Origin of the sequence: Caballeronia insecticola (genome assembly GCF_000402035.1) — a bacterium.
Classification (GTDB): Bacteria; Pseudomonadota; Gammaproteobacteria; order Burkholderiales; family Burkholderiaceae; genus Caballeronia; species Caballeronia insecticola.
This window is the reverse complement of the sequence record NC_021294.1, coordinates 285,363-307,461: the sequence shown is the minus strand read 5'-3', so window position 1 is coordinate 307,461 and position 22,099 is coordinate 285,363. Positions and strand designations below refer to the sequence as shown.

Genomic DNA, 22,099 nt, shown 5'->3' with positions numbered 1-22,099 from the left:
CGTCAACGTTCCTGTAAGCCGCGCGTTATACCGGTGTCGCGCCGCTGTGCGCTCACCGATGCCTCCGACAACACCCTCATGGCCGCTCTCCCGCTCGAAGAACTCCGCCGTCAATCCGCGCCTGTCGCGCTCGTGCCGAAATCGGCCGGGCAACTGCAGACCGAGCGCGAGCGCATCGTCGCGCGCCTGCAACTGCTGCTGAACGCGACGGTCGCGCTGGCGCTCGCGGGCGCCGCGCTCATCGCGTGGCTGCCGTTCTCGGCCATGCCGCACGAATTCCGTTTCGGCGCGCAGGAAGTGCTCGCGGTCGGCGTGTTCGCGACGTGCCTGTTCCTCCTGCACGAACGCGCCGAACTCTCGCTCGGCCTCTACGACTACGAACCGGTCGAACAGACGACGCAGGGCGAATTGCGCGCGCTGCTGCATCGCGTGCCGGAAGGCGCGTCGTATCAGCAGGCGCTCGCCGCCGACAACCGCACGTTCGTGACCGGCGAAGTCGATCACATTCGCCGCCGCGCCGAAGCCTTTATCCCGAAGACCTTGCCTGCCGAAGACGGCAACACGGAAACCTGAGCATCGCGCGCGCCCCGCGCGCAAACTGCACGATCCGCACGAAAGCCGCCGCCTCGCCATGCCGAGGCGGCGGCTTTTTACATCCGCAGCAGAAAGCGCACGCTTGACGTGCGACGCCGTGGCTCCTTCAATACCTGACAGATGTCGCGCTCCGACGCTCAGACTGTCACGGACTTCGTTGCAACCTGTCTCGACCGCGCGCACCTGACGCAGCAGACGCGCCGGACCCGTCGCGGGCATGCCGGATGCTTGCCAAGCGCTCGCGGCCGCGATTTTCGCGGGACATCCATCGAACGAGGCCACGTCACTTGCAGGAGCCAGGATGCGAGCCAATCCCCTTTCCCCGCTGAGCGAAGACTTCGCCACCGCACTGGTGCCGAACGAGCCGAGCGTCGTCACGCGGCCGGACGCCGCCCACGACGACGAATACGATGAACTCGCCGCGTTTCACGGTATCGAGCGCGAGCGTCTGGTGCTGATTCATCCGGACAGTCATCGCGACGCGCCCGCGTGGGGCCCGGACCGTTACGCCGATGTCGCCGATCAACTCGCCGCCGACGGCTGGCAGATCGCCATCGTCGGCGACGCGCCCGATCACGGACGCACCGGCGCCGTGCTCGGCGCGATGCAGACAGCAGCGCTCTTTCTCGCGGGCGCCGTCACGCCGGGTGCGCTGCCGCGGTTGATCGCCCACGCGCGCCTGCTCGTCTGCGACGACGCCGCCGCGTCCTCGCCGCTCGCCGCCGTTCGCGCGCTGGGCGCATCCGGCACGCCGCAGATCGTGCTCGCCGAGCATCCGCGCGACACTGGCAGCGACACGATCGTCGCGCGCGCCCGCGCTTTGTTGTCGAGCACGGGAGACGCGCATCCGGGCAACCCGTTCACGCTGCACATGCCGGCGACGCACGAATCCGCGTGAGGCGGCCGTGCCTGCGCCGAACCGCCTTTCAGAGGACATCATGAAATTCGATTTGCAGACCAGCCCGGTACCGGACCCCATCGCCGATCCGAACCGCGATCCGGAAGCCGATCCGCTCACGCCGCCGTCGCCCGGTCATCGGCCGGATGAACCGCAGCATCCCGACGCGCCACCCGACAAAGATCCGATCCGGCGCTACTAATCCGCCGTTCGCGTTTCAGATCAGACAAATCCCCTTCGGGTATTCCCCGCCCTACATTCGCCGCAGCGCCTGCCGTAAAGCGGGCATGCGGCGGCATGCGCCGTCGCAATGACAACGCAACGAGGCGGACGGGCGCACATGAACACAATGACGTTGAACAGGAAGCTCGGCTCGCTGATCGCCGTGCTGTGGATCGGCTTGATCGCGATCGGGATTATCGGGGCGTGGCAGAACCGGACGTCGATGATCGACGACCGCAAGGAGCAGTTGAAGACACTCGTCAACGAGGCTTACGCGATCACCGCGCATTACGCGGCGCTCGCCGCCAACAAGACGCTCACCGAAGAGGAAGCGAAAAAGCGCGCGCTGGAAGTGATCGGCGCGATCCGCTACGGCACGGACGGCTATCTCTCGATCAACGATTCGCATCCGAAGATGGTGATGCATCCGATCAAGTCCGCCATGAACGGCCAGGATCTGTCGACGTACACGGATCCGGCGGGCAATCGCCTGTTCGTCGATATCGTCAAGGCGGGCGACCAGACGGGCGGCGGCTTCATCAGCTATCTGTGGCCGAAGCCGGGCAGCGACAAGCCGGTCGGCAAGCTCTCCTACGCGCAACGCTTCGCGCAGTGGGACTGGTATCTCGTCACCGGCATGTATATGGACGACGTGCAGACCGCGTTCTGGGCAAGCGCGCTGCGCTGGCTCGGGATCACGGCGCTGCTCGGCGGTATCGCGACGGCCGCGATGCTGATCGTCCTGCGCAGCATCAAGCGCAACCTCGGCGGCGAACTGGAACTGGCGGTCGGCGCGGCGCATCGCATTGCGCGCGGCGACCTGACGAGCGCCGTCGACGTCCGCACGGGCGACACCACGAGCCTGTTGCACGCGTTGAGCGTCATGCAGCACGGACTGGTCGAAACCGTATCGCGCGTGCGTAACGGCACCGAGAACATCAACGTGGGCGCGTCGGAAATCGCGGCGGGCAACACCGATCTGTCGCAGCGCACCGAGGAACAGGCCGCGGCGCTCGTGCAGACCGCGTCGAGCATGGACCAGATGACCGCCAACGTGAAGAACAACGCGGAGAGCGCGGCGCAGGCGGCGCGGCTCGCGGAGCAGGCGGCGGACGTGGCGACGCGCGGCAGCGGCGTCGTCGACGACGTGATCGACACGATGACGCGCATCACCGCGAGTTCGCAGCAGATCGGCGACATCATCGGCGTAATCGACGGCATCGCGTTCCAGACGAATATCCTCGCGCTCAACGCGGCCGTGGAAGCGGCGCGCGCGGGCGAACAGGGACGCGGCTTCGCGGTTGTCGCGGCGGAAGTGCGCAGCCTCGCGCAGCGTTCGGCGACGGCGGCGAAGGAGATCAAGGCGCTCATCGAAACGTCGACGCAGACGGTGCAGCAAGGCGCATCGCTCGTGACGAACGCGGGCGCGACGATGACCGAGATCGTGCAGTCGGTGCGCCGCGTGAACGAGATTCTCGATGAAATCAGCCACGCATCGCGCGAGCAGAGCGCGGGCATCGAGCAGGTGAACCGCGCGGTCGTCGAGATGGATCAGGTGACGCAGCAGAACGCCGCGCTCGTCGAAGAGGCGGCGGCCGCTGCGCATTCGCTGAAGGATCAGGTGGACGGGTTGCGGGAGGCGATCGGGAGTTTCAGGTTGCCGGCTTGAGGCTTTCGATCACGCGAGGAATCGCTCGACGAGCCGCGCCCAATAAGCCGCACCGACGGGCAGATTTTTGTCGTTGAAATCGTAATGCGGGTTGTGGACCATACAACCGTCCTCGCCCGCGCCGTTACCGATGCGCAGGAACGACCCCGGCCGCGCCTGCAGCATGAACGCGAAATCCTCGCTGCCCATGAGCAAATCCGCATGGGCGACGACGTTCTCCTCCCCCACCAGTTCGCGCGCCACCTGAATCGCGAACTCGGTTTCCGCGTCCGAATTCACGACCACCGGATAGCCTTCCAGATACGTCACCGTCGCGCTCGCGCCGTAGCTCGCGGCCTGCGCTTCGACCAGTTCCTTGATGCGGCGCTTCAGCAATTCGCGCACTTTCGGATCGAACGAACGCACTGAAAGCTCCAGCGTCGCGCGATTGGGGATGACGTTGTTGACCGTGCCCGCATGCATCGATCCGACCGTGACGACGGCCGGCTGCGCGGGATCGACATTGCGCGCGACGATCGTCTGCAGCGCCATCACGACGCTCGCCGTCACGACCACCGGATCGACCGAGAGATGCGGCCGCGCCGCGTGCCCGCCGACGCCTTCGATCACGATCGACACCTGATCGCCCGCCGCCATGAACGGCCCCTTGCGGAACAGAAAGGTGCCGGGCTGCGCGCCGGGATGGTTGTGCACGCCGAACACGGCATCGCAATGAAATCGCTCGAACAGGCCTTCCGCGATCATCTTCTGCGCGCCGCTCGGCACGCCGTGCTCTTCGGCGGGCTGGAAGTACAGATGCACCGTGCCGTTGAAACGCCGCGTGCGCGCCAGATGCCGCGCGGCGCCGAGCAGCATGGTCGTGTGGCCGTCGTGGCCGCATGCGTGCATCTTGCCGTGCGTCTCGCTCGCGTAAGGCTTGCCGGTCTGCTCGATGATCGGCAGCGCGTCCATGTCGGCGCGCAGGCCGATGCTCTTCGTGCCGTCGCCCGACTTCAGCGTGCCGACGACGCCCGTACCGCCCACGCCGCGCGTCACTTGCCAGCCCCACGCTTCCAGCCGTTCGGCGACCAGCGCCGCGGTGCGCGTCTCCTCGTAGGAGAGTTCCGGATGACGATGGATGTCGTGGCGAATCTCGCGCAGCGACGGCGCGTCGTCTGCGAGATCGGCGATGACGGTGAAAACTGAATCGGACGAGGAAGTCGGCATGGAAAAACCCTGGCTGAATGAGTCGCGCGGCACGGCGGCCACGCGATACGGATACGCGGAAAACGGCGCACATGATCCTCCACATGCGCGCAGCTTTCCAGTTCCGTGAGCGGTTTTTTTTGTTTCTTCGGAAATTTTCGGGGAGACGGCTTGTGGTTAGGCTGTCGGCCAGCTTCGGACTATCGCCGGCTGATGCAGTCTGCAACAAACGATGGTTCGGCCCTCAATCTCGGGCCTTCGCATTGTTCCCGGTTGACGTAACGCAGCGTCGAGCAGAAGCGCCAATCGCGAGAAAAGTTCGAAAAAATCACCCTCAACGGCATGCGGTATATAGTGCTTCCGAGCGCGTGTCCGCCCGCCAAATGGAGAAACCCTCGCATGCGATCGTCGGCTGGAGGCTTTCGCAGCGTTGCGCGGGTTCCATCGGCTCGGATCCTTGCCGTTCTCGCGGTCACGAGTTCAGCGTCTGCCATGGCGCAGTCCAGCAGGGACGCCATTGGCGCTTTGCGTCTCGGTTCTGGCTATGCGCAAATTCTCAACCTTACCGCGACCCAGGACATCAGCTCGTCACATCTCGACATCTCAGATGGTGCCGTCCCGCAAACGCTTACCGTCACCCGGATTCCATACGAGGGCAGTTTGCTCACGTTTTCGGATCGAAATAGTGTTGGCTGGCGGGTTTCCGCCGGTTACTTTCGCCAAAAAGACGAATTCAACATCGGCGCGCCAAATGGTCAGGCAGGCAGCATCACAGGCAAGTGGTCGGCCTTCAGCGCGACGGGCGGCCTGTTCCTGAAAAGCAAGCTCGGCTATGGGTTCACTTTCGAGCCGGGCGTGGACTTTAGCGTGGCCAGGCTGCTCAATGACGCCTCATACGCAGGCGTAGCCACTGGCCTGAAACCTGTCCTCGATGGGCCGCTATTCAACTGGCACGAGAATGCATGGCTGATCACACCGAATGCCGCGCTCGAATGGTCGGCGAATCTGGCACCGGCGCAGAAGCTGACTGTGCGTGGACATATTGCGTGGTCGTGGATCTCAAGCTTCGACGAGTCCGATCCTCTGCTGCGATTCAGACAAACGGCCGGTTCATGGTCGGTCCAGTCGACCTATTCGGCGCCTGTAGGTGTTCAGCTACTCGGGCGCCCGTTGAATTACGTTATCGACGCGGGGTATGGCGGATTTTTCGGACCCAATCGCGACGCTCTTGGATTCTCAAAATTGGCGAACGTCGGGGGCGGATTCGAACTTCCTCTTTCGAGAGACAACGCACAGTCGAAGCGCCTGCGGGTGGGAGCAGCCTACCTGTTTGGTCCCCATGTCAAAGGATGGACCGTCAGTCTGGATCTGACGTATTGATCGGTCGGGCAGATCCCATGGCGAGTGTCCTCCGTCCGATACTGGCCGGCAGAAACGGGTCGATAAAGCCCATCCTTCCGCTTCAATCCCTTCCCTGCAAAAACCCGTCGATCACGCCCGCAAGCGTCTCGAACGCCGCCGCAATCTCCTCGTCCGGCACGCACGCATAGCCGATCAACAAGCCAGGCTCCGCATCCGGCCGATGCGCGTAATACCCCGACAGCGGCCGCACGACAATGTTCTCCGCAAGCGCAGCGGCGGCAACGGCGCGATCGTCGATCCCGTGCGGCAGCTTGAGCACGAGATGCAGCCCCGCATCGCCGCCGGCAATGGCTAGCGTGTCGCCGTAGCGTGCGGCGATGGTCGCGAGCATCACGTCGCGGCGTTGTCCGTAAAGCACGCGCATGCGCCGAATATGCGACGTGAAATGCCCTTGCTCGATGAACTCCGCGAGCACCGCCTGCTGCAGCAACTGCCCTTCGCGATACAACTCGGCGCTCGCCGTCGCGAAACTTTCCGCCAGCGCCTCCGGCACGACCACGTAACCGATCCGCAAGCCCGGAAACAGCGTCTTGCCGAAGCTGCCGACATAGATCACCTGCCCGCCCGTATCCATGCCCTGCAGCGACGCGAGCGGGCGGCTGCCGTAGCGGAACTCGCTGTCGTAATCGTCCTCGACGATCCAGCAGCGATGCTGGCGCGCGAATTCGAGCAGCATGCGGCGGCGCGCGAGGCTCATCACCATGCCGAGCGGATATTGATGCGACGGCGTGACGAGCATCAGTCTGGGCGGCGCCGCGAGATCGGCGGGCGTGGGCGCAATGCCTTCCGCGTCGACGGGAATCGCCTTCAGATCGAGGCCCGACACCTGCAAGACGCTGCGCACGCCCCAGTAGCACGGGTCTTCCGTCCAGATCGTGTCGCCGGAGTCGGCGAGCAGACGCGCGGCCAGATCGATCGACTGATGGATGCCGGTCGTCACGACGATCTGCTCCGGCGTACAGCGCACCGAGCGCGACGTGCGCAGATAGTCCGCGAGCGCGTGGCGCAGGCCCGAATGCCCGCCGCCGGGCGCGTAGGTCAGCAGATCGGGCAGCGGCCGGCGCCAGTATTTCGCGTGCAGGCGGTTCCACACGCGCGACGGAAAACGCGACACATCCGGCACGCCCGGCATGAACGCGCCGCCCTGCCGCTTCGACACGCCCGCGCCCGTAATCAGGCGCGCGCCGCGGGCGGACAACGTCGATTGCATGTCGGGCGGCGCGACGGCTGCGGGCGGCGCATCGTCGAAGAGGATTTCGTCGGGCGCACTGTCGGCGACGAACGTGCCGCGCCCCGTCGCCGACGACACATAGCCTTCGATCGCAAGCTGTTCGTAAACCTGCGTCACCGTATTGCGCCCGACGCCGAGTTCCGCCGCGAGCAGCCGCGACGACGGCACCTTCGCGCCCGCCGCGAGTTCGCGCGTGAGAATCGCCTGCTGAAGAAGCCGGTGCAATTGCCGGTAGATCGGCTGGTCGCTCGCGCGGTCGAGGCGCTGCGCGAGCCAGTCGGAGAGCACGCTCGCACGCGTCGACATCGAATGGCTCCTATAGATTTATTGAAATGGCTCTGAACTTGAGGGCCAAATCTTACTATAGTCGTCTCTAAATTCAATCGGCTGAAAAGGCCCAATCCGAACTGCACGCAAAGCGCCATCCGCGCGAAGGAGATTTCAGTGAGCACCCTCAAGAACGCCGATCTGCAAGCCCGCAAGAATGCCGCGACCCCGCGCGGCGTCGGCGTGATGTGCGACTTCTACGCGGCGCGCGCCGAGAACGCGGAATTGTGGGATGTCGAGGGACGCCGCTTCATCGACTTCGCGGCGGGTATCGCGGTGTGCAACACGGGGCATCGTCATCCGAAGATCGTCGAGGCGATCCGCGCGCAGCTCGACTGTTTCACGCACACCGCGTATCAGATCGTGCCGTACGAGTCGTACGTCTCGCTCGCGGAAAAGATCAGCGCCCGCGCGCCGGGCTCGCACGCCAAAAAGACCGCATTTTTCACGACGGGCGCGGAAGCCGTCGAAAACGCGGTGAAGATCGCGCGCGCCGCGACCGGCCGTCCGGGCGTCATCGCCTTTACGGGCGGCTTTCACGGCCGCACGTTGATGGGCATGGCGCTCACCGGCAAGGTCGCGCCGTACAAGATCGGCTTCGGGCCGTTCCCGTCGGACGTGTTCCACGCGCCGTTCCCGAATGCGCTGCACGGCGTGTCGGTGGAAGACTCGCTGCGCGCCATCGAGCATCTGTTCAAGGCGGATATCGAGGCAGCGCGCGTTGCCGCGATCATCTTCGAACCGGTTCAGGGCGAAGGCGGCTTCAATCAGGCGCCGGTGGAATTCGTGCGTGGCCTGCGCAAAATCTGCGACGAGCACGGCATCCTGCTCATCGCCGATGAAGTGCAGACCGGCTTCGCGCGCACCGGCAAGCTGTTCGCAATGGAGCACTACGGCGTCGTGCCCGATTTGATGACGATCGCGAAGTCGCTGGCGGGCGGCATGCCGCTGTCGGGCGTCGTCGGGCGCGCGGAAATCATGGATGCGGCCGCGCCCGGCGGGCTCGGCGGCACGTATGCGGGCAACCCGCTCGCGGTGGCGGCGGCGCACGCGGTGCTCGACATCATCGACGACGAAAAACTCTGCGCGCGAGGTACGGCGCTCGGCGACAAGCTCAAGGCAAAACTCGAAGCACTCAAGGCCGACGTACCGCAGATCGCCGATGTGCGCGGCCCCGGCGCGATGATCGCCGTCGAGTTCTGCAAGCCCGGCTCGCACGACGCCGACGCGGCCTTCGCCAAGCTCGTGCAGACGCGCGCGCTGGAGCGCGGTTTGCTGCTGCTCGTGTGCGGCGTTTATTCGAACGTCGTCCGGTTCCTGTTTCCGCTCACCATTCAAAACGAAATTTTCGACGAGGCGCTCGCCATTCTCGAAGACGTGCTGACGGAAACGGTCGGCGTCACGGTTTGACGAATACGGGCACAATCGGACCAGACTCGAACCGGACTTCGATCATCTGTAAAGGACTCGCGAAAACATGAGCTTGAAAGATCAACTGAAGGACCCGACGCTGCTGCGTCACGACGCGTATATCGATGGCGAATGGCAACAGGCCGATGACCGCGCGACGTTCGACGTCGTGAATCCGGCGACGGGCGAATCGCTCGGCGCGGTGCCGAAAATGGGCGCGGCGGAAACGCGTCGCGCTATCGACGCTGCCAATGCCGCATGGCCCGCCTGGCGCAAGAAGACGGCCAAGGAGCGCGCGGTGATTCTCCGCCGCTGGTTCGACCTGATGATGGCCAACGCCGACGACCTCGCGCTGATCCTCACGACCGAGCAGGGCAAGCCGCTCGCCGAGGCGAAGGGCGAGATCACGTATGCGGCTTCGTTCATCGAATGGTTCGCCGAGGAAGGCAAGCGCGTCGCCGGCGATACGCTCGCGACGCCCGCCGCCGACAAGCGCATCGTCGTGACGAAAGAGCCGATCGGCGTTTGCGCGGCGATCACGCCGTGGAACTTCCCGGCCGCGATGATCACGCGCAAGGTCGGCCCGGCGCTCGCGGCCGGCTGCCCGATTGTCGTGAAACCCGCCGAAGCGACGCCATTCTCGGCGTTCGCGCTCGCGGTGCTCGCCGAACGCGCGGGCCTGCCGAAAGGCGTGCTCAGCGTCCTGACCGGCGACCCGAAGACGATCGGCGGCGAAATGACCGCCAATCCGATCGTCCGCAAGCTGTCGTTCACCGGTTCGACCGCCGTTGGCCGTCTGCTGATGGCGCAAAGCGCGCCGACCGTCAAGAAAGTGACGCTCGAACTCGGCGGCAATGCGCCGTTCATCGTGTTCGACGACGCGGATATCGACGCTGCCGTCGAAGGCGCGATTGCATCGAAATATCGCAACAGCGGGCAGACCTGCGTATGCACCAACCGCTTCTACGTGCACGAACGCGTCTACGATGCCTTCGCGCAAAAACTGGCTGCGGCGGCCGGCGGGCTGAAGGTCGGGCGCGGCACGGAAAGCGGCGTGGCGCTCGGGCCGCTCATCAACGAAGCGGCGGTGAAGAAGGTCGAATCGCATATCGAAGACGCGCTCGCCAAAGGCGCGACGCTCGCCACCGGCGGCAAGCGTCATGCGCTGGGACATGGCTTCTTCGAACCGACCGTGCTCGCCAATGTCACGACAGACATGAAAGTGGCGAAGGAAGAAACCTTCGGGCCGCTTGCGCCGATCTTCAAGTTCTCGTCGGACGATGAAGTCGTGCGCATGGCCAACGACACCGAATTCGGTCTCGCCGCGTACTTCTACAGCCGCGACATCGGCCGCATCTGGCGCGTCGCCGAGGCGCTCGAATACGGCATGGTGGGCATCAATACCGGTCTGATTTCGAACGAAGTCGCGCCGTTCGGCGGCGTGAAGCAATCGGGGCTGGGCCGCGAAGGCTCGCATTACGGTATCGATGACTACGTCGTGATCAAGTATCTCTGCATGGCGGTCTGATTACGCAACAGCGTGTGCGATGCATGAAGCCCCGGCGTGTTCGAAACGCCGGGGCTTTTTTTACGTCAGTTCGCCGCCCCGGCCGGCGTGACGCGCACCGCCGTCGCCGACACGAACACCGCGTGGATCGTGTCGCCCTTCCTGAGCTTCTCCTCGGCGACATCCGGCGTGAGATCGAACGTCTCGGTGCGCCACGGTCCGCGCAACGTAATCGTGCGCTTCTTCGTGTTGATGCTTTCGACCGTCGCGATGATCTCGACCTGACGCGTCGCATCGAAACCGGTCTCGCCCTTCGGACCCGACGCGGCTTGATAGGTCGTTGTATCGATGCGCTGCCGCGTGCCGCCGGCGGCGCCCTTCACTTTCTCGGCGCTCACGAGCAGCGCGTTCTTGTAATCGACATCGACGCGATCGCCGACATGCAACTGATCGAAGTTCGTGACTTCCTTGCTCACGAGCACCGTCGACACGCCGCGCGGGCCGCGCACCGTGAGTGTCCGGGTCGCCGGATCGATGCCCACGATCTGCGCCTGAACATGGATCGGCGGCGCCTCACCGACGATCTGCCTGGCCTCCTTCGAAAGCGGCGGATCCTGCGCGAGCGCGGTGCCCGTCGAAGCGTACATTGCCGACATGAAAAGAATCGAGACGGCGGACAGTTTCATCTTCATGAACGTTCCTCGCTTGAAATTTGCAGTGCGAATCATTGAGCTTGATTAGCTGCGTCTCAGCGACGTCGACTGAGAGCGAAGCCGCGTCATTTATACCGCGCGAGCCGGGCGCGCGTCCAACGGTTTGCGCGATATCCCGCGTTTCGCCCTGCACCGGCGGCGCGCGACGGTAAAAGGCGCGCGCGGCGTCGAACCGGTAGAATCGGTTCCATATCCTCGCGGGTGCAGCCGGCCCGCCTTGCCGCTTCACCGATCCCCTGAGGTGCTATGCGACGCTCGGCTTTCTTTATCCGCTTTATCGGCATCGGTATTCTGTTTCATATCTATGTCGGCGTGCGGCTCATTCCGGATGCGCCCGTCGGGCTGCCGCTCAAGGTGCTGGCGGCGGCGCTGCTCGTGGCGTCGGTGATCCTGATTCCGCTCGGCATGGCGGCGCGCTCGATCGAGGCGCAACCGCTCGCCGACCGCTTCGCCTGGCTCGGACTCACCGCGCTGGGTCTGTTCTCGTCGCTGCTCTTGCTGACATTCGCGCGCGACGTGATGCTTTTCTTCGTGCACCTCGTCGACTGGCTGCGTGGCGTGCCTGTCGGCTCGCCGTTGCTCGTCGCTTATAGCGCGCTCGCCGTGCCGCTGCTCGCCGTGCTCTTCTCCGCGATCGGTTTCTACAACGCGCGGCGGCGCGCGCCGGTCGTGAGCGTCGATGTGCCCATCGAGAATCTGCCCGCGGCGCTCGTCGGCTTTACCATCGTGCAGATCAGCGACATCCACGTCGGCCCGACGATCAAGCGACATTACGTGGAGCGCATTGTCGATGCCGTCAACGGCCTCAAACCTGATCTGATTGCGGTGACGGGCGATGTCGTGGACGGTTCGGTGCCGCATCTCGCCGACCACACGCGCCCGCTCGCCGGCCTGAGCGCGCGGCACGGCACGTTTCTCGTCACGGGGAATCACGAGTACTACTCGGGCGCCGACAAATGGATCGCGGAATTCCGCCGTCTGGGACTGACCGTGCTGCTCAATCAGCATGTGGTGCTGAACCACGACGGCGCGCAAGCCGTGGTCGCGGGCGTGACCGATTACGGCGCGGGCAGTTTCGATCCCGCGCACCGCAGCGATCCGGCGAAAGCGATCAGCGGCGCCCCCGCCGATGCGGCCGTGCGCGTGTTGCTCGCGCATCAGCCGCGCAGTGCCACCGCCGCCGCCGAAGCGGGCTTCACACTGCAGCTTTCAGGACATACCCACGGCGGACAATTCCTGCCGTGGAATTTTTTCGTGCGTCTGCAACAGCCGTTCGTTGCCGGGCTGGTGAAATTCAACGGACTCTGGGTCTACACGAGCCGGGGAACCGGCTATTGGGGGCCGCCGAAACGCCTTGGCGCGCCTTCGGAGATTACGCGCGTTCGTCTGGTCGCAACGGCGTAAGGCAAAAAAAAACGCGCAGCGCTTGCGCGCCGCGCGTCCCGCACATGGGGAAAAGCGCAACACCCGGTCAAGGGGGTGACGAATATACTCGCCAGTAGGTGGGGCCCTGCCAGCGAGTGCTTCGCAAATTACGATGAATGAATCAATTAGGATACCAGAATACTCCTAAATGAATGATTTGGGAAGTGCATACACGCCCATACGACGCAAAACGTTATTGATCAGGCTCAGTTTTAAGTCTTCATCTGTTGATAATAATACCATAGGATTACTAAATGAATGCTCTTTGAAAAGAACTAAATGACTATAGGCCGCTAAAACTAGCGATCATGATTGGTTCGGTGCATTCACCAATTCAATAACATCATAGGCTTCCTAACTAAATGCCTTCTCATCGATATAGATGACTGTGAGCAATTAAACGACGTCAATCAGGATCGGTTCGATGCCATCGGCGGACGCGTCGCATACACGCTACGATGCGGCACGGTGTCGTCACGCGGCCAGTTCGAGCGTTCATCGAAGAACCATGCCGCGCGCTCGCGCCCTTTGCGGATCAGCGCGTGGATGAGCGCGGGATTGCGATCGAGCTTCGACGCATAATCGAGTGGCCCGGGATAATCCTTCGCATCGAGATGCATCTGCACGACGCGAATCTTGATCGGCTTATAGCGCTTCGCGAGAGATTTGTTTGTCGTCAAAAGTTCGTTGACGCGCGTAGTGAAATAAAGCTCCTGCCCAAGAGCAAGGTTTCCAGAAAGTTCGTTGCGTCGATCAATAATCTCGTTCATCGATTCAGGCAATTCACGACGATATTGCGGATTGATCTGCACGACCCAGATCTCGTCGGGCCGCGACGCGAGCGCGAAGTCGGTGAACTCGCGCACGGGCGGATTGCTGCTGAAGAGACCGTCCCAGCACAGGCGGCCATCGGCGGCGACGGCGCGATACAGCGGCGGCACGGCAGCCGACGCGACGAGTTGATCGATATCCAGCTTCTCGCCCGTGAAGATCACGCGATCGCCGGATTGCACGTCGGTTGCGCCGATGAGCAGCGTCGGCTTTGCGCGTTGCTCGGGTGCCGCCGGCAGCGAGGCGAACGGCAGATGCTTATCGAGCAATTCGCGCAGGCGCTCCTCGGCGACCGGCGGATAGAGATAAGGGCTGATTTCCGCGTTGACCGGCAGGCGCGCGTACCACGTGCCGAGCGCGTTGGCGACGATATCCGGCCCGTCGCGCGCCTGAAGATCCGTCCAGAAGCCGGAGAGACGCCGTATGGCATCGGCCGGGCCGCCGAGCAGCAACCCGGCCCACGCGAGCGCGCTGCACATCGCGCCACCGGAGGTCCCGGACAACGCAACCAGCTCGAAACGGCTGTAGAACTCGCCGCTCAGAAGCGCTTCGAGCACGCCCGCGGCGAACGCCGCATGACTGCCGCCGCCCTGACACGCGATCGCTACTTTCGGAATGGCCGCCATCGCCGCACCTCTCGCGTCCGTCGATATCGGACGTACGCTACAGCATAGGCGACGCGCGCCGCTATGCCAGCGCGGCGAGAACCTGCTCCGTCGAACGAATCCGGCCGATGCGCGGAAAGATGTAGCGGCACGTGGATTCGTGCGTGTCGGCGTGCAGGTCGCTCATCGCATCTTCGACGAAAATCTGCTGATAGCCGCGCTCGTGCGCGCCGCGCGCAGTCGAATCCACGCCGATGGCAGTCGCGATGCCGCCCAGCACGATCGTGTCGATACCGCGCCGACGCAGTTGTAAGTCCAGGTCCGTGCCGTAGAACGCGCCCCACTGCCGCTTGGTCACGCCGATATCCGACGCCTGCACGCCCAGTTCGGCGCACAGTTCGCTCCAGCCCGCGGGCTCGGGCGCTTCCTGAGCTTGCCCCGAATCGGTGAGCGGTCGAAGCCCGCCCGGTGCGTTCGGAAACGCGACCTTGACGAGCACGACCGGCGCACCGAGCGCGCGGAAGCGGTCGGCGAGCAAGCGCGCGTTGGCAAGCACGCTGGGGGCGTCGTGAGGTTGCACAGGCAAGGCGGCGATGCCCGCCTGAAGATCGATCAGCACGAGCGCGGTCTTCGCCGCGTCGAGCTTCAGTTCGGGTGCGTTCATGGCAAGTTGCGAAAAAGGTTGACTGGAAACGCCGCGTCAGACTTCCTGCTGCCGGAAGTCCAGCGCCGTGCCGTTCATGCAGTAGCGCAGGCCGGTGGGCTTCGGGCCGTCGTCGAAAACGTGGCCGAGATGTCCGCCGCAGCGCCGGCAATGCACTTCGTTGCGCATGTGGCCGGTGGCATCGGCGTGCATTGCGACAGCGCCGTCGCGCGGCTTCCAGAAGCTCGGCCAGCCGGTGCCGCTTTCGAATTTCGACGCCGATGAAAACAGTTCGAGCCCGCATCCCGCGCACGCGTAGATGCCGCTGCGCTGTTCCTTGAGCAGCGGGCTTGCGAACGGCGGCTCGGTGCCGCCGCGCCTTAGCACGCGGAACTGCTCGGCGGAAAGGCGGCGGCGCCAGCCGGCGGCGCCGTGATCCACTTCGTACGATCGAGCGGGCGCGGTGCGGGCTTCGCCGATGACAAAGGCACCGGTCATCACGCCGAGAAAACTGCGCTTCGTGCGTCTCATGATTTTCATCCGATGAACGCCCTCGTGCACGGCGCGGGCGGCGCGCCCCGCCGTCTCAGGATTTGAGCCGGTATCCCGTCTTGAAGATCCACGCGACGATCGCGATGAATACGCCGAGGAATACCACCGTCATGCCGAAACTCACGCCGACTTGGACATCCGCGAGTCCGTAAAAGCTCCACCGAAAGCCGCTGATCAGATAGACGACCGGATTGAACAGCGCGACCGTCTTCCAGAACGGCGGCAGGATGTGGATCGAATAGAAGCTGCCGCCGAGGAACGTCAGCGGCGTGACGATCAGAAGCGGAATGATCTGCAGCTTCTCGAAGCCGTCGGCCCAGATACCTATGATGAATCCGAGCAAGCTGAACGTGATCGACGTGAGCAGCAGAAACACGATCATCCAGACCGGGTGATCGATTCTGAGCGGCACGAACAGGCGCGCGGTCAGCAGAATGATCAGGCCGAGCACGACCGATTTTGTCGCCGCCGCGCCCACGTAACTGACCACCAGTTCGAAGTGCGACACCGGCGCGGACAACAGTTCGTATATCGTGCCGGTGAACTTCGGAAAATAGATGCCGAAGGACGCGTTGGCAATGCTTTGCGTGAGCAGCGAAAGCATCACGAGGCCGGGCACGATGAACGCGCCGTAGCTGATGCCGTCGACTTCCGGAATGCGCGAGCCGATAGCCGCGCCGAACACGACAAAGTAAAGCGACGTGGAAATGACCGGCGACACGATGCTTTGCATCAGCGTGCGTCCGGCGCGCGCCATCTCGAAACGGTAGATCGCGCGAACGGCGTATAGATTCATTTGGCTTCCCTGACGAGGCTCACGAAGATGTCTTCGAGCGAGCTTTGCGTCGTTTGCAGATCCTTGAAACGCAGGCCGGCTTCGTCGACATGGCGCAGCAGCGCAATGATGCGGCCCGGCTCGTCGTGCGCGTCATAGGTGTAGGTGAGTTCGGCGCCGTCGGCTGAGCGCGTGAGACCGTAAGGCGCGAGCGGCGCGGGGATCTCGGCGAGCGGATGTTCGAGTTGCAGCGTGAGCTTTTTCTGCCCGAGCTTGCGCATGAGTTCGTGCTTTTCCTCGACGAGCACGATCTCCCCGCGATTGATGACGCCGATACGGTCCGCCATCTCCTCCGCTTCCTCGATGTAATGCGTGGTCAGGATGATGGTCACGCCGTTCGACTTCAGCTCGCGAACGAGGTCCCACATGTCGCGGCGCAGTTCGACGTCGACGCCTGCGGTGGGTTCGTCGAGAAAGAGGATCTCGGGCTCGTGCGCGAGCGCCTTCGCGATCAGCACGCGCCGCTTCATGCCGCCCGAGAGCGTCATGATCTTGTTGTCCTTCTTGCTCCAGAGCGAGAGCGACTTCAGCACTTTTTCGACATGCGCCGGATCCTTCGGCCGGCCGAACAGGCCGCGGCTGAACGACACGGTCGCCCAGACGGTTTCGAAGGCGTCGGTGGTGAGTTCCTGCGGCACGAGCCCGATCATCGCGCGCGCGGCGCGGTAATCGGTGACGATATCGTGACCGGCGACGGTGACCTTGCCCTCGCTCGGATTCACGATGCCGCAGACGGTGCTGATGAGCGTCGTTTTGCCGGCGCCGTTGGGGCCCAGCAACGCGAAAATCTCGCCGCGCCGGATCTCCAGGTTCACGTCCCGGAGCGCGCGGAAGCCCGACCCGTAGGTCTTCGACAGGTTGGATAGGGTGATGATGGTTGGCATGGCACGGACGATAGCAGATAGCGCGCAATCCGGCTCGATCGAAAGGGTCATCCGTTCGGCCGATGTTCGCCGGCCGCGGCGCTGCCTAGAATGGACGTCTCAGCGCAAGGAGCCGACATCATGCTGTTCGAACAGATCCAGACCACGTGCCTCAATGACGCCGACTTGCCGTGGGTGCCCTTTACGCCCTACAGCGAACGCGTGCTGGTCAAGTATTTCAAGCTCGATCCGATACGCGGCGAGACCATCGCGCTCATGAAAGCGCCCGCGAAGGGCCAGATGCCGCGGCATCGCCATACGGGAACGGTCATCGTCTATACGGTGCAGGGGCGCTGGAAGTACCGCGAGCACGACTGGATCGCGGAGCCGGGCAGCATCGTGTATGAAACGGCCGGGTCGAGCCACACGCCCGAGGCGTTGCCGGCGGAATCGGGGAGCGCGGACATCGTCACGCTCAACATCATTCAGGGCGAACTGCTGTTCGTGAACGACAGCGGCCACATTCTCGCGGCGGAAAACTGGCGCAGCGGTTGGGACCGTTATGCTGCCTATTGTCATGAACACGGCCTCGCACCGAAAGATTTGACGTCTTTCGGCTAACGTGGCGAGCCGCATCGCTGGTTAGAATCGATACCCGGACGCGCTCTGCGCGCGCATCGTCCATTTCGGCTTGCCGGCCGCCCGGGCCGGCTCAGATTGAGGGAGACAAACGCATGAACATTCAGACCGTCGGCATCGTCGGCGCGGGAACCATGGGCAACGGCATCGCGCAGGTGGCGGCCGTCGCGGGCTTCAAGGTCGTGCTGATCGACGTCACCGACGCCGCGCTCGCCAAAGGCATCGCCACGCTCACCGGCAGCCTGGAGCGGCTCGTGTCGAAGGACAAGCTCGCGGCGTCGGCGCGTGACGCCGCGCTCACGCGCATCGAGACCTCGACCGATTACGCGCGCCTGTCCGCCGCCGACATCGTGATCGAAGCCGCGACCGAAAACGTCGAGCTCAAGAACCGCATCCTGAAGCAGATCGAGGCGGCGGCGCGGCCGGATGCGATCATCGCGTCGAATACGTCGTCGATCTCGATCACGTCGCTCGCCGCCACGCTCGCCACGCCCGAGCGCTTTATCGGCATGCACTTCTTCAATCCGGTGCCGCTGCTGCAACTGGTCGAAGTGATTCGCGGCGTCCAGACGAGCGACGCCACTGCCGCCGCCGTGCGCGAACTCACCGAAAAGCTCGACAAATCGCCGATCGGCGTGCGCAATTCGCCGGGCTTCGTGGTCAACCGCATTCTCGTGCCGATGATCAACGAAGCGTTTTTCGTGCTCTACGAAGGCGTCGCGAGCGCCGAGGAAATCGACGCGGGCATGAAGCTCGGCGCCAATCATCCGATCGGCCCGCTCGGGCTCGCCGATTTGATCGGCCTGGACGTGTGCTTGTCCGTGATGGACGTGTTCCTCAAGGACTTCGGCGATTCCAAGTACCGCGCGTGCCCGCTGCTGCGCGAACTGGTCTCGGCGGGACGGCTCGGGCGCAAGACGAAGCACGGCGTGTACCGCTACGACTGAACGGCGAAGTCGAGCACGGGTCCGGCGGGCACGATGCCCGTCGGGTTGATCGTGCGGTGGCTTTCGTAGTAATGCCGCTTGATGTGCTCGACATTCACGGTGTCCGCCACGCCCGGCATGCGGTAAATCTCGCGCACGTACCTCGACAGATGTGGGTAGTCCGCGATACGTTGCATTGGCCAGTGGATGACCGAAGCGCCGATCATCGTTTCGAGGCCTTTCAGCGCGCGCACGATGATTGAAGTCGACTACGAATGCAATGCCGTGCTGCCGGCCAAGTGAACGTTCGGCGCTCCAACATTCGACGGCAACCAGAGCGCGCACCGAGCCACTGACCCAAGGCGCGCCCGCAACAATTACCGATTGACGACTTGTGAGAATTCGACGAGAGTCAAAAGTGCCTCTGTCGGAAATCCTCAAATCGTGACACGAACCCCGATCCGTGCTTTTGTTCCCGCAGCAGCAGCGGTTGGCACCTTGACTTGAACGGTGATGTAAGTCGCGTCACAGCTGACGACTTTGAACCTCACGTCGACAAAACTCGTATCGGCCGGAGAGCTTTCGAGTAGCGTCAGAGAGACCGCCTGCCGGGTCGGCGTGTACAGCAAACCATGTGGGACTGTGATCACTTGCGTGTTTGTGTTATCGAGCGCGAACGGGTCAGATTGAATTTCCGCCCGACAGCCGGCCGACACCCCCAGGCCAGACCCTTTGATGTTGACTTGATCGAGCTGATCAACCGGACGATCGCCCGTGACGTACACACCTTGCGTCGCGTAAATCTCAAGATCGATGCGGTTCTTTCCTCGATGCAGATCCGTCGGAATGGTGTATTTGAACCCCGCCGCATAAGGCAGAATGATCTTGCCACCGACTCGGCTCAAACTACCGGACACGTCAAGCCCAATCGAGCACTCGCGTGCGTAAAGTGCATCCACCGTGTTGCCTGAACCTGTGATCTTCAGTCCGGTGTGCGCTCCGAGTTGCCCGTATGCCTTGACAATGCTGATATTGTTTCCGCTGCCCGCTATCGACACAACGCTTCGACCAGTCGTGCCTTGGTACATCATACCGAGAACGGTCCCGATGTTATTGTCGTTGCCGAGGACACGGAGGCCGTCATTCGTTTGGCCGCCATTGAAAATCTTTACGCGGCCAATCTGACACGTCGAAGCGCTGATTTCCCCATAGTCGCCATCAATGATCCAATGCGCGATTCCGGTTATTGACCCAATCAACGCGCCGACATCGTTGACATTCGCGTAGGTGTGGAGGTGGCTGATCTCGGTGACGTTGCCGTCGTATTTGCCAGGAAGCGTCTCGGCGATATAACCGCCGGTGGCGTTATAGCCGGAAATGATGGACTTGATTACCGTGTTGTGCGGGCCGCGGTTGCGCCAGCCGACACCCGTCACGCTACGCATCGTAGTGACGTTGTCGATGAGGCCCTCTTCCTGCTGCTGCCACGACCCCGAGCCGCTACTTATTGCGTACTCCGTGTAAATATTGTCGTCGTGACCGGCATAAACGAAGACATCTCCTTTCATCAAGATCGCTGCGCCGTACCATGCAATGCAGCGTCCAGAGTTTTGCGCAGCGCCATTCCCGTTGACGCGTATGTCTTTAATGCCGAACCATGAAGGCACACGCGAATCCTGTGAAACACGCAGCCCCGATAGCGTGAGCGCTGCAAAATTTTCGCTGACTAGGAAGTCTCGATTCGCGCCGGGTGACTGAATGAGTTCTGTCGCACCGGCGCCCATGCCCTCGATCAAGATGAACCGGCCTAGTACGATTTGCGTCGCCCGATACGAGTTGCCGGGGCATCGAATAATGCCGCCGCCGCGCGATGCAAGATACGACATGGCGCGCGCAAAGGCTTGTGTGTGATCGACGTCGCCGAGGTCCGGCCGATAATAGTCGTCGACTGTGACACACTCCCTCATCTTGTCCAGCGCGGTACGCGACCCGGCCCCCGCACCAGACTGAACAAAGCCGATCAGACTGGAACCTTCAGGATCTTCCAGACGCTCAGCAAGATCGCTGCCCACGATCCGCCACATTCCGGCACTCAAGTCAGCCATAAAGTCGCTGCTCGAATGGTGCGAAGCCATAGCCCCATAGGTGCTGTCTTCCCACCATACCAAGTCGTTCGTGTTGTAGTCGGTGTCCGGTTCCCAGTTAGACACTGGCGTTGCGGTGTTCACTTGCTCTGAGACAACTTTTAAATTCGGAGTACTTATCATTTTCTTCGAAAAAAAAGCCCCAGCGGTGGGGCAATGCAAAATTCGATTTTGGAATACGGCGATCGCCGCCGCTTTAAGCCATGATGCGAGATAACCCATCGAGGATCGCTGATCCGAACCTGATTTCAGCTTAGCATATATGTCGACGCTGCCAGCCGGTCGGCGCGGGACGGACGGGAAGCTTATCGATATGGACGGCGACGCTGTGTTCAACGGCGTTACCGTCGCGAGGTAGGCGACCTTTAACCCACCGTCCGAGGCAGCGGCCTCGGCTGTATGTGCCCATTCCGTCAGCGTCGTGTTCTCCAGCGGGTACACATTCTGATCAGTTGGCCGAAGGCGCATCGATGAAACGCACCAGTTGCGTCATCGTCGCGTCCGGCGCTTCCTCCATCAGCCAGTGGCCCGCGCCCGGCACGACCACGCCGTGCACGTCGGTCGCGACGAGCTTCGCCTGATCGATCAGGAACGTGCCCGATGCGCGCTCGCCGGTGAGGACGAGCATCGGCATCGTGAGCGGCGTTTTCGCGAAAGCGGCGAAATCCTGCGCGTCTTGCGGGAACGCGTGGAAATACTCGAAGCCCGCGCGCATGCGGCCGTTGCGTGCATATTGAGCCGAATAGTAGCGGCGATCGGCGTCGCTCACCGAACGCGCCGGATCGGCGGCGAAATCGTTCCAGAAATGCTCGAAGAAGATGCGCTCGCGGCCGCGCACGAGTTTCTCGGGCGTGTCGCCGTAAAAGTTGAAATGCCACTTGTCGCGCAGCAGCCAGACTTTCTGCCAGTCGCCGACGCCGGGCAGAAACGCATCCATCAACACGATGCTGTCCACTTCGTCGGGATATTGCGCCGCATAGGCATACGCGACCATTAGCCCGATGTCGTGCCCGACGAGCTTCACGCGGCGGTAGCCCAGCGCGTGCACCATCGCGTGGATGTCCTGCGCGAGGGTCTTCTTGTCGTAGCCGGAAGTGGGTATCGCCGAGCCGCCCGCGCCCGGCAAATCCGGCGCCAGCACGACGCGCTCGCCCGCGAGCCGCGTCATCAACGGCTGCCACATGTGGCTCGTTTCCGTGTAGCCGTGCAGCAGCACGACGGGCGTCGCGTCTGTATTCGCCGAAGCCTGGCCTGCCTGCAAGTAATGCACTTGGACGCCGTTCGCGTCGATCGTATGCGACTGGATCGCGCTCGCGGCAACAGCCGGCTGCGGCGCGTTGGCCGCATGCGCGAACGGTTGCAGCGCGGCGGCGGCGAGAAGCGCGCCGGCAGCGCGCCGCATCGTGTGAAGGAAAGCGTTCATCGTTCTGCTCCATCGAAGGTTTGGTTTGACCGATG

General features: G+C 63.2%; 20 protein-coding genes and 1 pseudogene. 10 read left to right on the top strand and 11 right to left on the bottom strand.

What is annotated here, in order from left to right:
- The first annotated feature begins 78 nt into the window (after window positions 1–78).
- The 4 genes from BRPE64_RS15520 to BRPE64_RS15510 all read left to right on the top strand — a co-directional run bounded on the left by BRPE64_RS15520 (window position 79) and on the right by BRPE64_RS15510 (window position 3,383).
- On the top strand, window positions 79–573 hold the full coding sequence (locus BRPE64_RS15520; RefSeq protein WP_016354401.1) for a hypothetical protein: 495 nt from the start codon (window positions 79–81) through the stop codon (window positions 571–573).
- Window positions 574–895: 322 nt separating this feature from the next.
- Window positions 896–1,492, top strand: coding sequence for a glycosyltransferase family 9 protein (locus BRPE64_RS15515; protein WP_051180439.1), 597 nt, complete (start codon window positions 896–898; stop codon window positions 1,490–1,492).
- A 40-nt stretch (window positions 1,493–1,532) separates the two neighbouring features.
- Complete coding sequence (locus BRPE64_RS33440) at window positions 1,533–1,694, top strand: hypothetical protein (RefSeq protein WP_173405463.1); 162 nt, start codon at window positions 1,533–1,535, stop codon at window positions 1,692–1,694.
- A gap of 147 nt (window positions 1,695–1,841) precedes the next feature.
- Window positions 1,842–3,383, top strand: a complete 1,542-nt coding sequence (locus BRPE64_RS15510) for a methyl-accepting chemotaxis protein (RefSeq protein WP_016354398.1) — start codon at window positions 1,842–1,844, stop codon at window positions 3,381–3,383.
- A 9-nt stretch (window positions 3,384–3,392) separates the two neighbouring features.
- On the opposite strand, the gene BRPE64_RS15505 is transcribed toward BRPE64_RS15510, so the two are convergent.
- Window positions 3,393–4,589: a M20 aminoacylase family protein gene (locus BRPE64_RS15505; RefSeq protein ID WP_044042678.1), complete on the bottom strand. Its 1,197-nt coding sequence runs from the start codon at window positions 4,587–4,589 to the stop codon at window positions 3,393–3,395.
- Window positions 4,590–5,060: 471 nt separating this feature from the next.
- Between BRPE64_RS15505 and BRPE64_RS15500 the strand changes: the two genes are divergently transcribed.
- Window positions 5,061–5,948, top strand: coding sequence for a hypothetical protein (locus tag BRPE64_RS15500; RefSeq protein ID WP_016354396.1), 888 nt, complete (start codon window positions 5,061–5,063; stop codon window positions 5,946–5,948).
- A gap of 82 nt (window positions 5,949–6,030) precedes the next feature.
- On the opposite strand, the gene pdxR is transcribed toward BRPE64_RS15500, so the two are convergent.
- Entirely contained in the window at window positions 6,031–7,527 is a 1,497-nt protein-coding gene (gene pdxR / locus BRPE64_RS15495; protein WP_016354395.1) for a MocR-like pyridoxine biosynthesis transcription factor PdxR, read from the bottom strand.
- A gap of 138 nt (window positions 7,528–7,665) precedes the next feature.
- Between pdxR and gabT the strand changes: the two genes are divergently transcribed.
- Together gabT and BRPE64_RS15485 are read left to right on the top strand one after the other, a co-directional pair.
- On the top strand, window positions 7,666–8,958 hold the full coding sequence (gabT, locus tag BRPE64_RS15490) for a 4-aminobutyrate--2-oxoglutarate transaminase (protein WP_016354394.1): 1,293 nt from the start codon (window positions 7,666–7,668) through the stop codon (window positions 8,956–8,958).
- A 67-nt stretch (window positions 8,959–9,025) separates the two neighbouring features.
- Entirely contained in the window at window positions 9,026–10,486 is a 1,461-nt protein-coding gene (locus tag BRPE64_RS15485) for an NAD-dependent succinate-semialdehyde dehydrogenase (RefSeq protein WP_016354393.1), read from the top strand.
- A gap of 65 nt (window positions 10,487–10,551) precedes the next feature.
- On the opposite strand, the gene BRPE64_RS15480 is transcribed toward BRPE64_RS15485, so the two are convergent.
- Window positions 10,552–11,157 carry a hypothetical protein gene (locus tag BRPE64_RS15480; RefSeq protein ID WP_044042279.1) on the bottom strand — a complete coding sequence of 202 codons (606 nt, stop codon included), beginning with the start codon at window positions 11,155–11,157 and terminating at the stop codon, window positions 10,552–10,554.
- Window positions 11,158–11,424: 267 nt separating this feature from the next.
- Between BRPE64_RS15480 and BRPE64_RS15475 the strand changes: the two genes are divergently transcribed.
- Entirely contained in the window at window positions 11,425–12,582 is a 1,158-nt protein-coding gene (locus BRPE64_RS15475) for a metallophosphoesterase (protein ID WP_016354391.1), read from the top strand.
- Window positions 12,583–13,013: 431 nt separating this feature from the next.
- On the opposite strand, the gene BRPE64_RS15470 is transcribed toward BRPE64_RS15475, so the two are convergent.
- From BRPE64_RS15470 to BRPE64_RS15450, 5 genes are all read right to left on the bottom strand, one after another.
- Window positions 13,014–14,060, bottom strand: a complete 1,047-nt coding sequence (locus tag BRPE64_RS15470) for a patatin-like phospholipase family protein (protein WP_016354390.1) — start codon at window positions 14,058–14,060, stop codon at window positions 13,014–13,016.
- A gap of 61 nt (window positions 14,061–14,121) precedes the next feature.
- Window positions 14,122–14,703: a hydrolase gene (locus BRPE64_RS15465; RefSeq protein WP_016354389.1), complete on the bottom strand. Its 582-nt coding sequence runs from the start codon at window positions 14,701–14,703 to the stop codon at window positions 14,122–14,124.
- Window positions 14,704–14,739: 36 nt separating this feature from the next.
- Entirely contained in the window at window positions 14,740–15,222 is a 483-nt protein-coding gene (msrB, locus tag BRPE64_RS15460; protein WP_016354388.1) for a peptide-methionine (R)-S-oxide reductase MsrB, read from the bottom strand.
- Window positions 15,223–15,268: 46 nt separating this feature from the next.
- A complete protein-coding gene (locus BRPE64_RS15455; RefSeq protein WP_016354387.1) occupies window positions 15,269–16,030 on the bottom strand; it encodes an ABC transporter permease in 762 nt (253 codons plus the stop codon).
- Window positions 16,027–16,953 (bottom strand): ABC transporter ATP-binding protein, encoded by a 927-nt coding sequence (locus BRPE64_RS15450; RefSeq protein ID WP_044042278.1) that lies wholly within the window; start codon window positions 16,951–16,953, stop codon window positions 16,027–16,029. The genes BRPE64_RS15455 and BRPE64_RS15450 overlap by 4 nt, the downstream gene beginning before the upstream one ends.
- Window positions 16,954–17,073: 120 nt before the next feature.
- Between BRPE64_RS15450 and BRPE64_RS15445 the strand changes: the two genes are divergently transcribed.
- Together BRPE64_RS15445 and BRPE64_RS15440 are read left to right on the top strand one after the other, a co-directional pair.
- Window positions 17,074–17,553, top strand: coding sequence for a 2,4'-dihydroxyacetophenone dioxygenase family protein (locus BRPE64_RS15445; RefSeq protein ID WP_044042677.1), 480 nt, complete (start codon window positions 17,074–17,076; stop codon window positions 17,551–17,553).
- Window positions 17,554–17,666: 113 nt separating this feature from the next.
- Window positions 17,667–18,518: a 3-hydroxybutyryl-CoA dehydrogenase gene (locus BRPE64_RS15440; RefSeq protein ID WP_016354384.1), complete on the top strand. Its 852-nt coding sequence runs from the start codon at window positions 17,667–17,669 to the stop codon at window positions 18,516–18,518.
- On the opposite strand, the pseudogene BRPE64_RS15435 reads toward BRPE64_RS15440, so the two are convergent.
- From BRPE64_RS15435 to BRPE64_RS15425, 3 genes and pseudogenes are all read right to left on the bottom strand, one after another.
- A pseudogene (locus BRPE64_RS15435) lies at window positions 18,509–18,694 on the bottom strand (glutathione S-transferase family protein); the annotation flags it as partial. The gene BRPE64_RS15440 and the pseudogene BRPE64_RS15435 sit on opposite strands and share 10 nt — an antisense overlap.
- Before the next feature lie 240 nt (window positions 18,695–18,934).
- Window positions 18,935–20,863, bottom strand: coding sequence for a hypothetical protein (locus BRPE64_RS15430; RefSeq protein WP_144063419.1), 1,929 nt, complete (start codon window positions 20,861–20,863; stop codon window positions 18,935–18,937).
- A 226-nt stretch (window positions 20,864–21,089) separates the two neighbouring features.
- The gene (locus BRPE64_RS15425; RefSeq protein WP_016354381.1) at window positions 21,090–22,064 is read right to left on the bottom strand and encodes an alpha/beta fold hydrolase; all 975 of its coding nucleotides are present in this window, start codon (window positions 22,062–22,064) and stop codon (window positions 21,090–21,092) included.
- Window positions 22,065–22,099 lie beyond the last annotated feature (35 nt).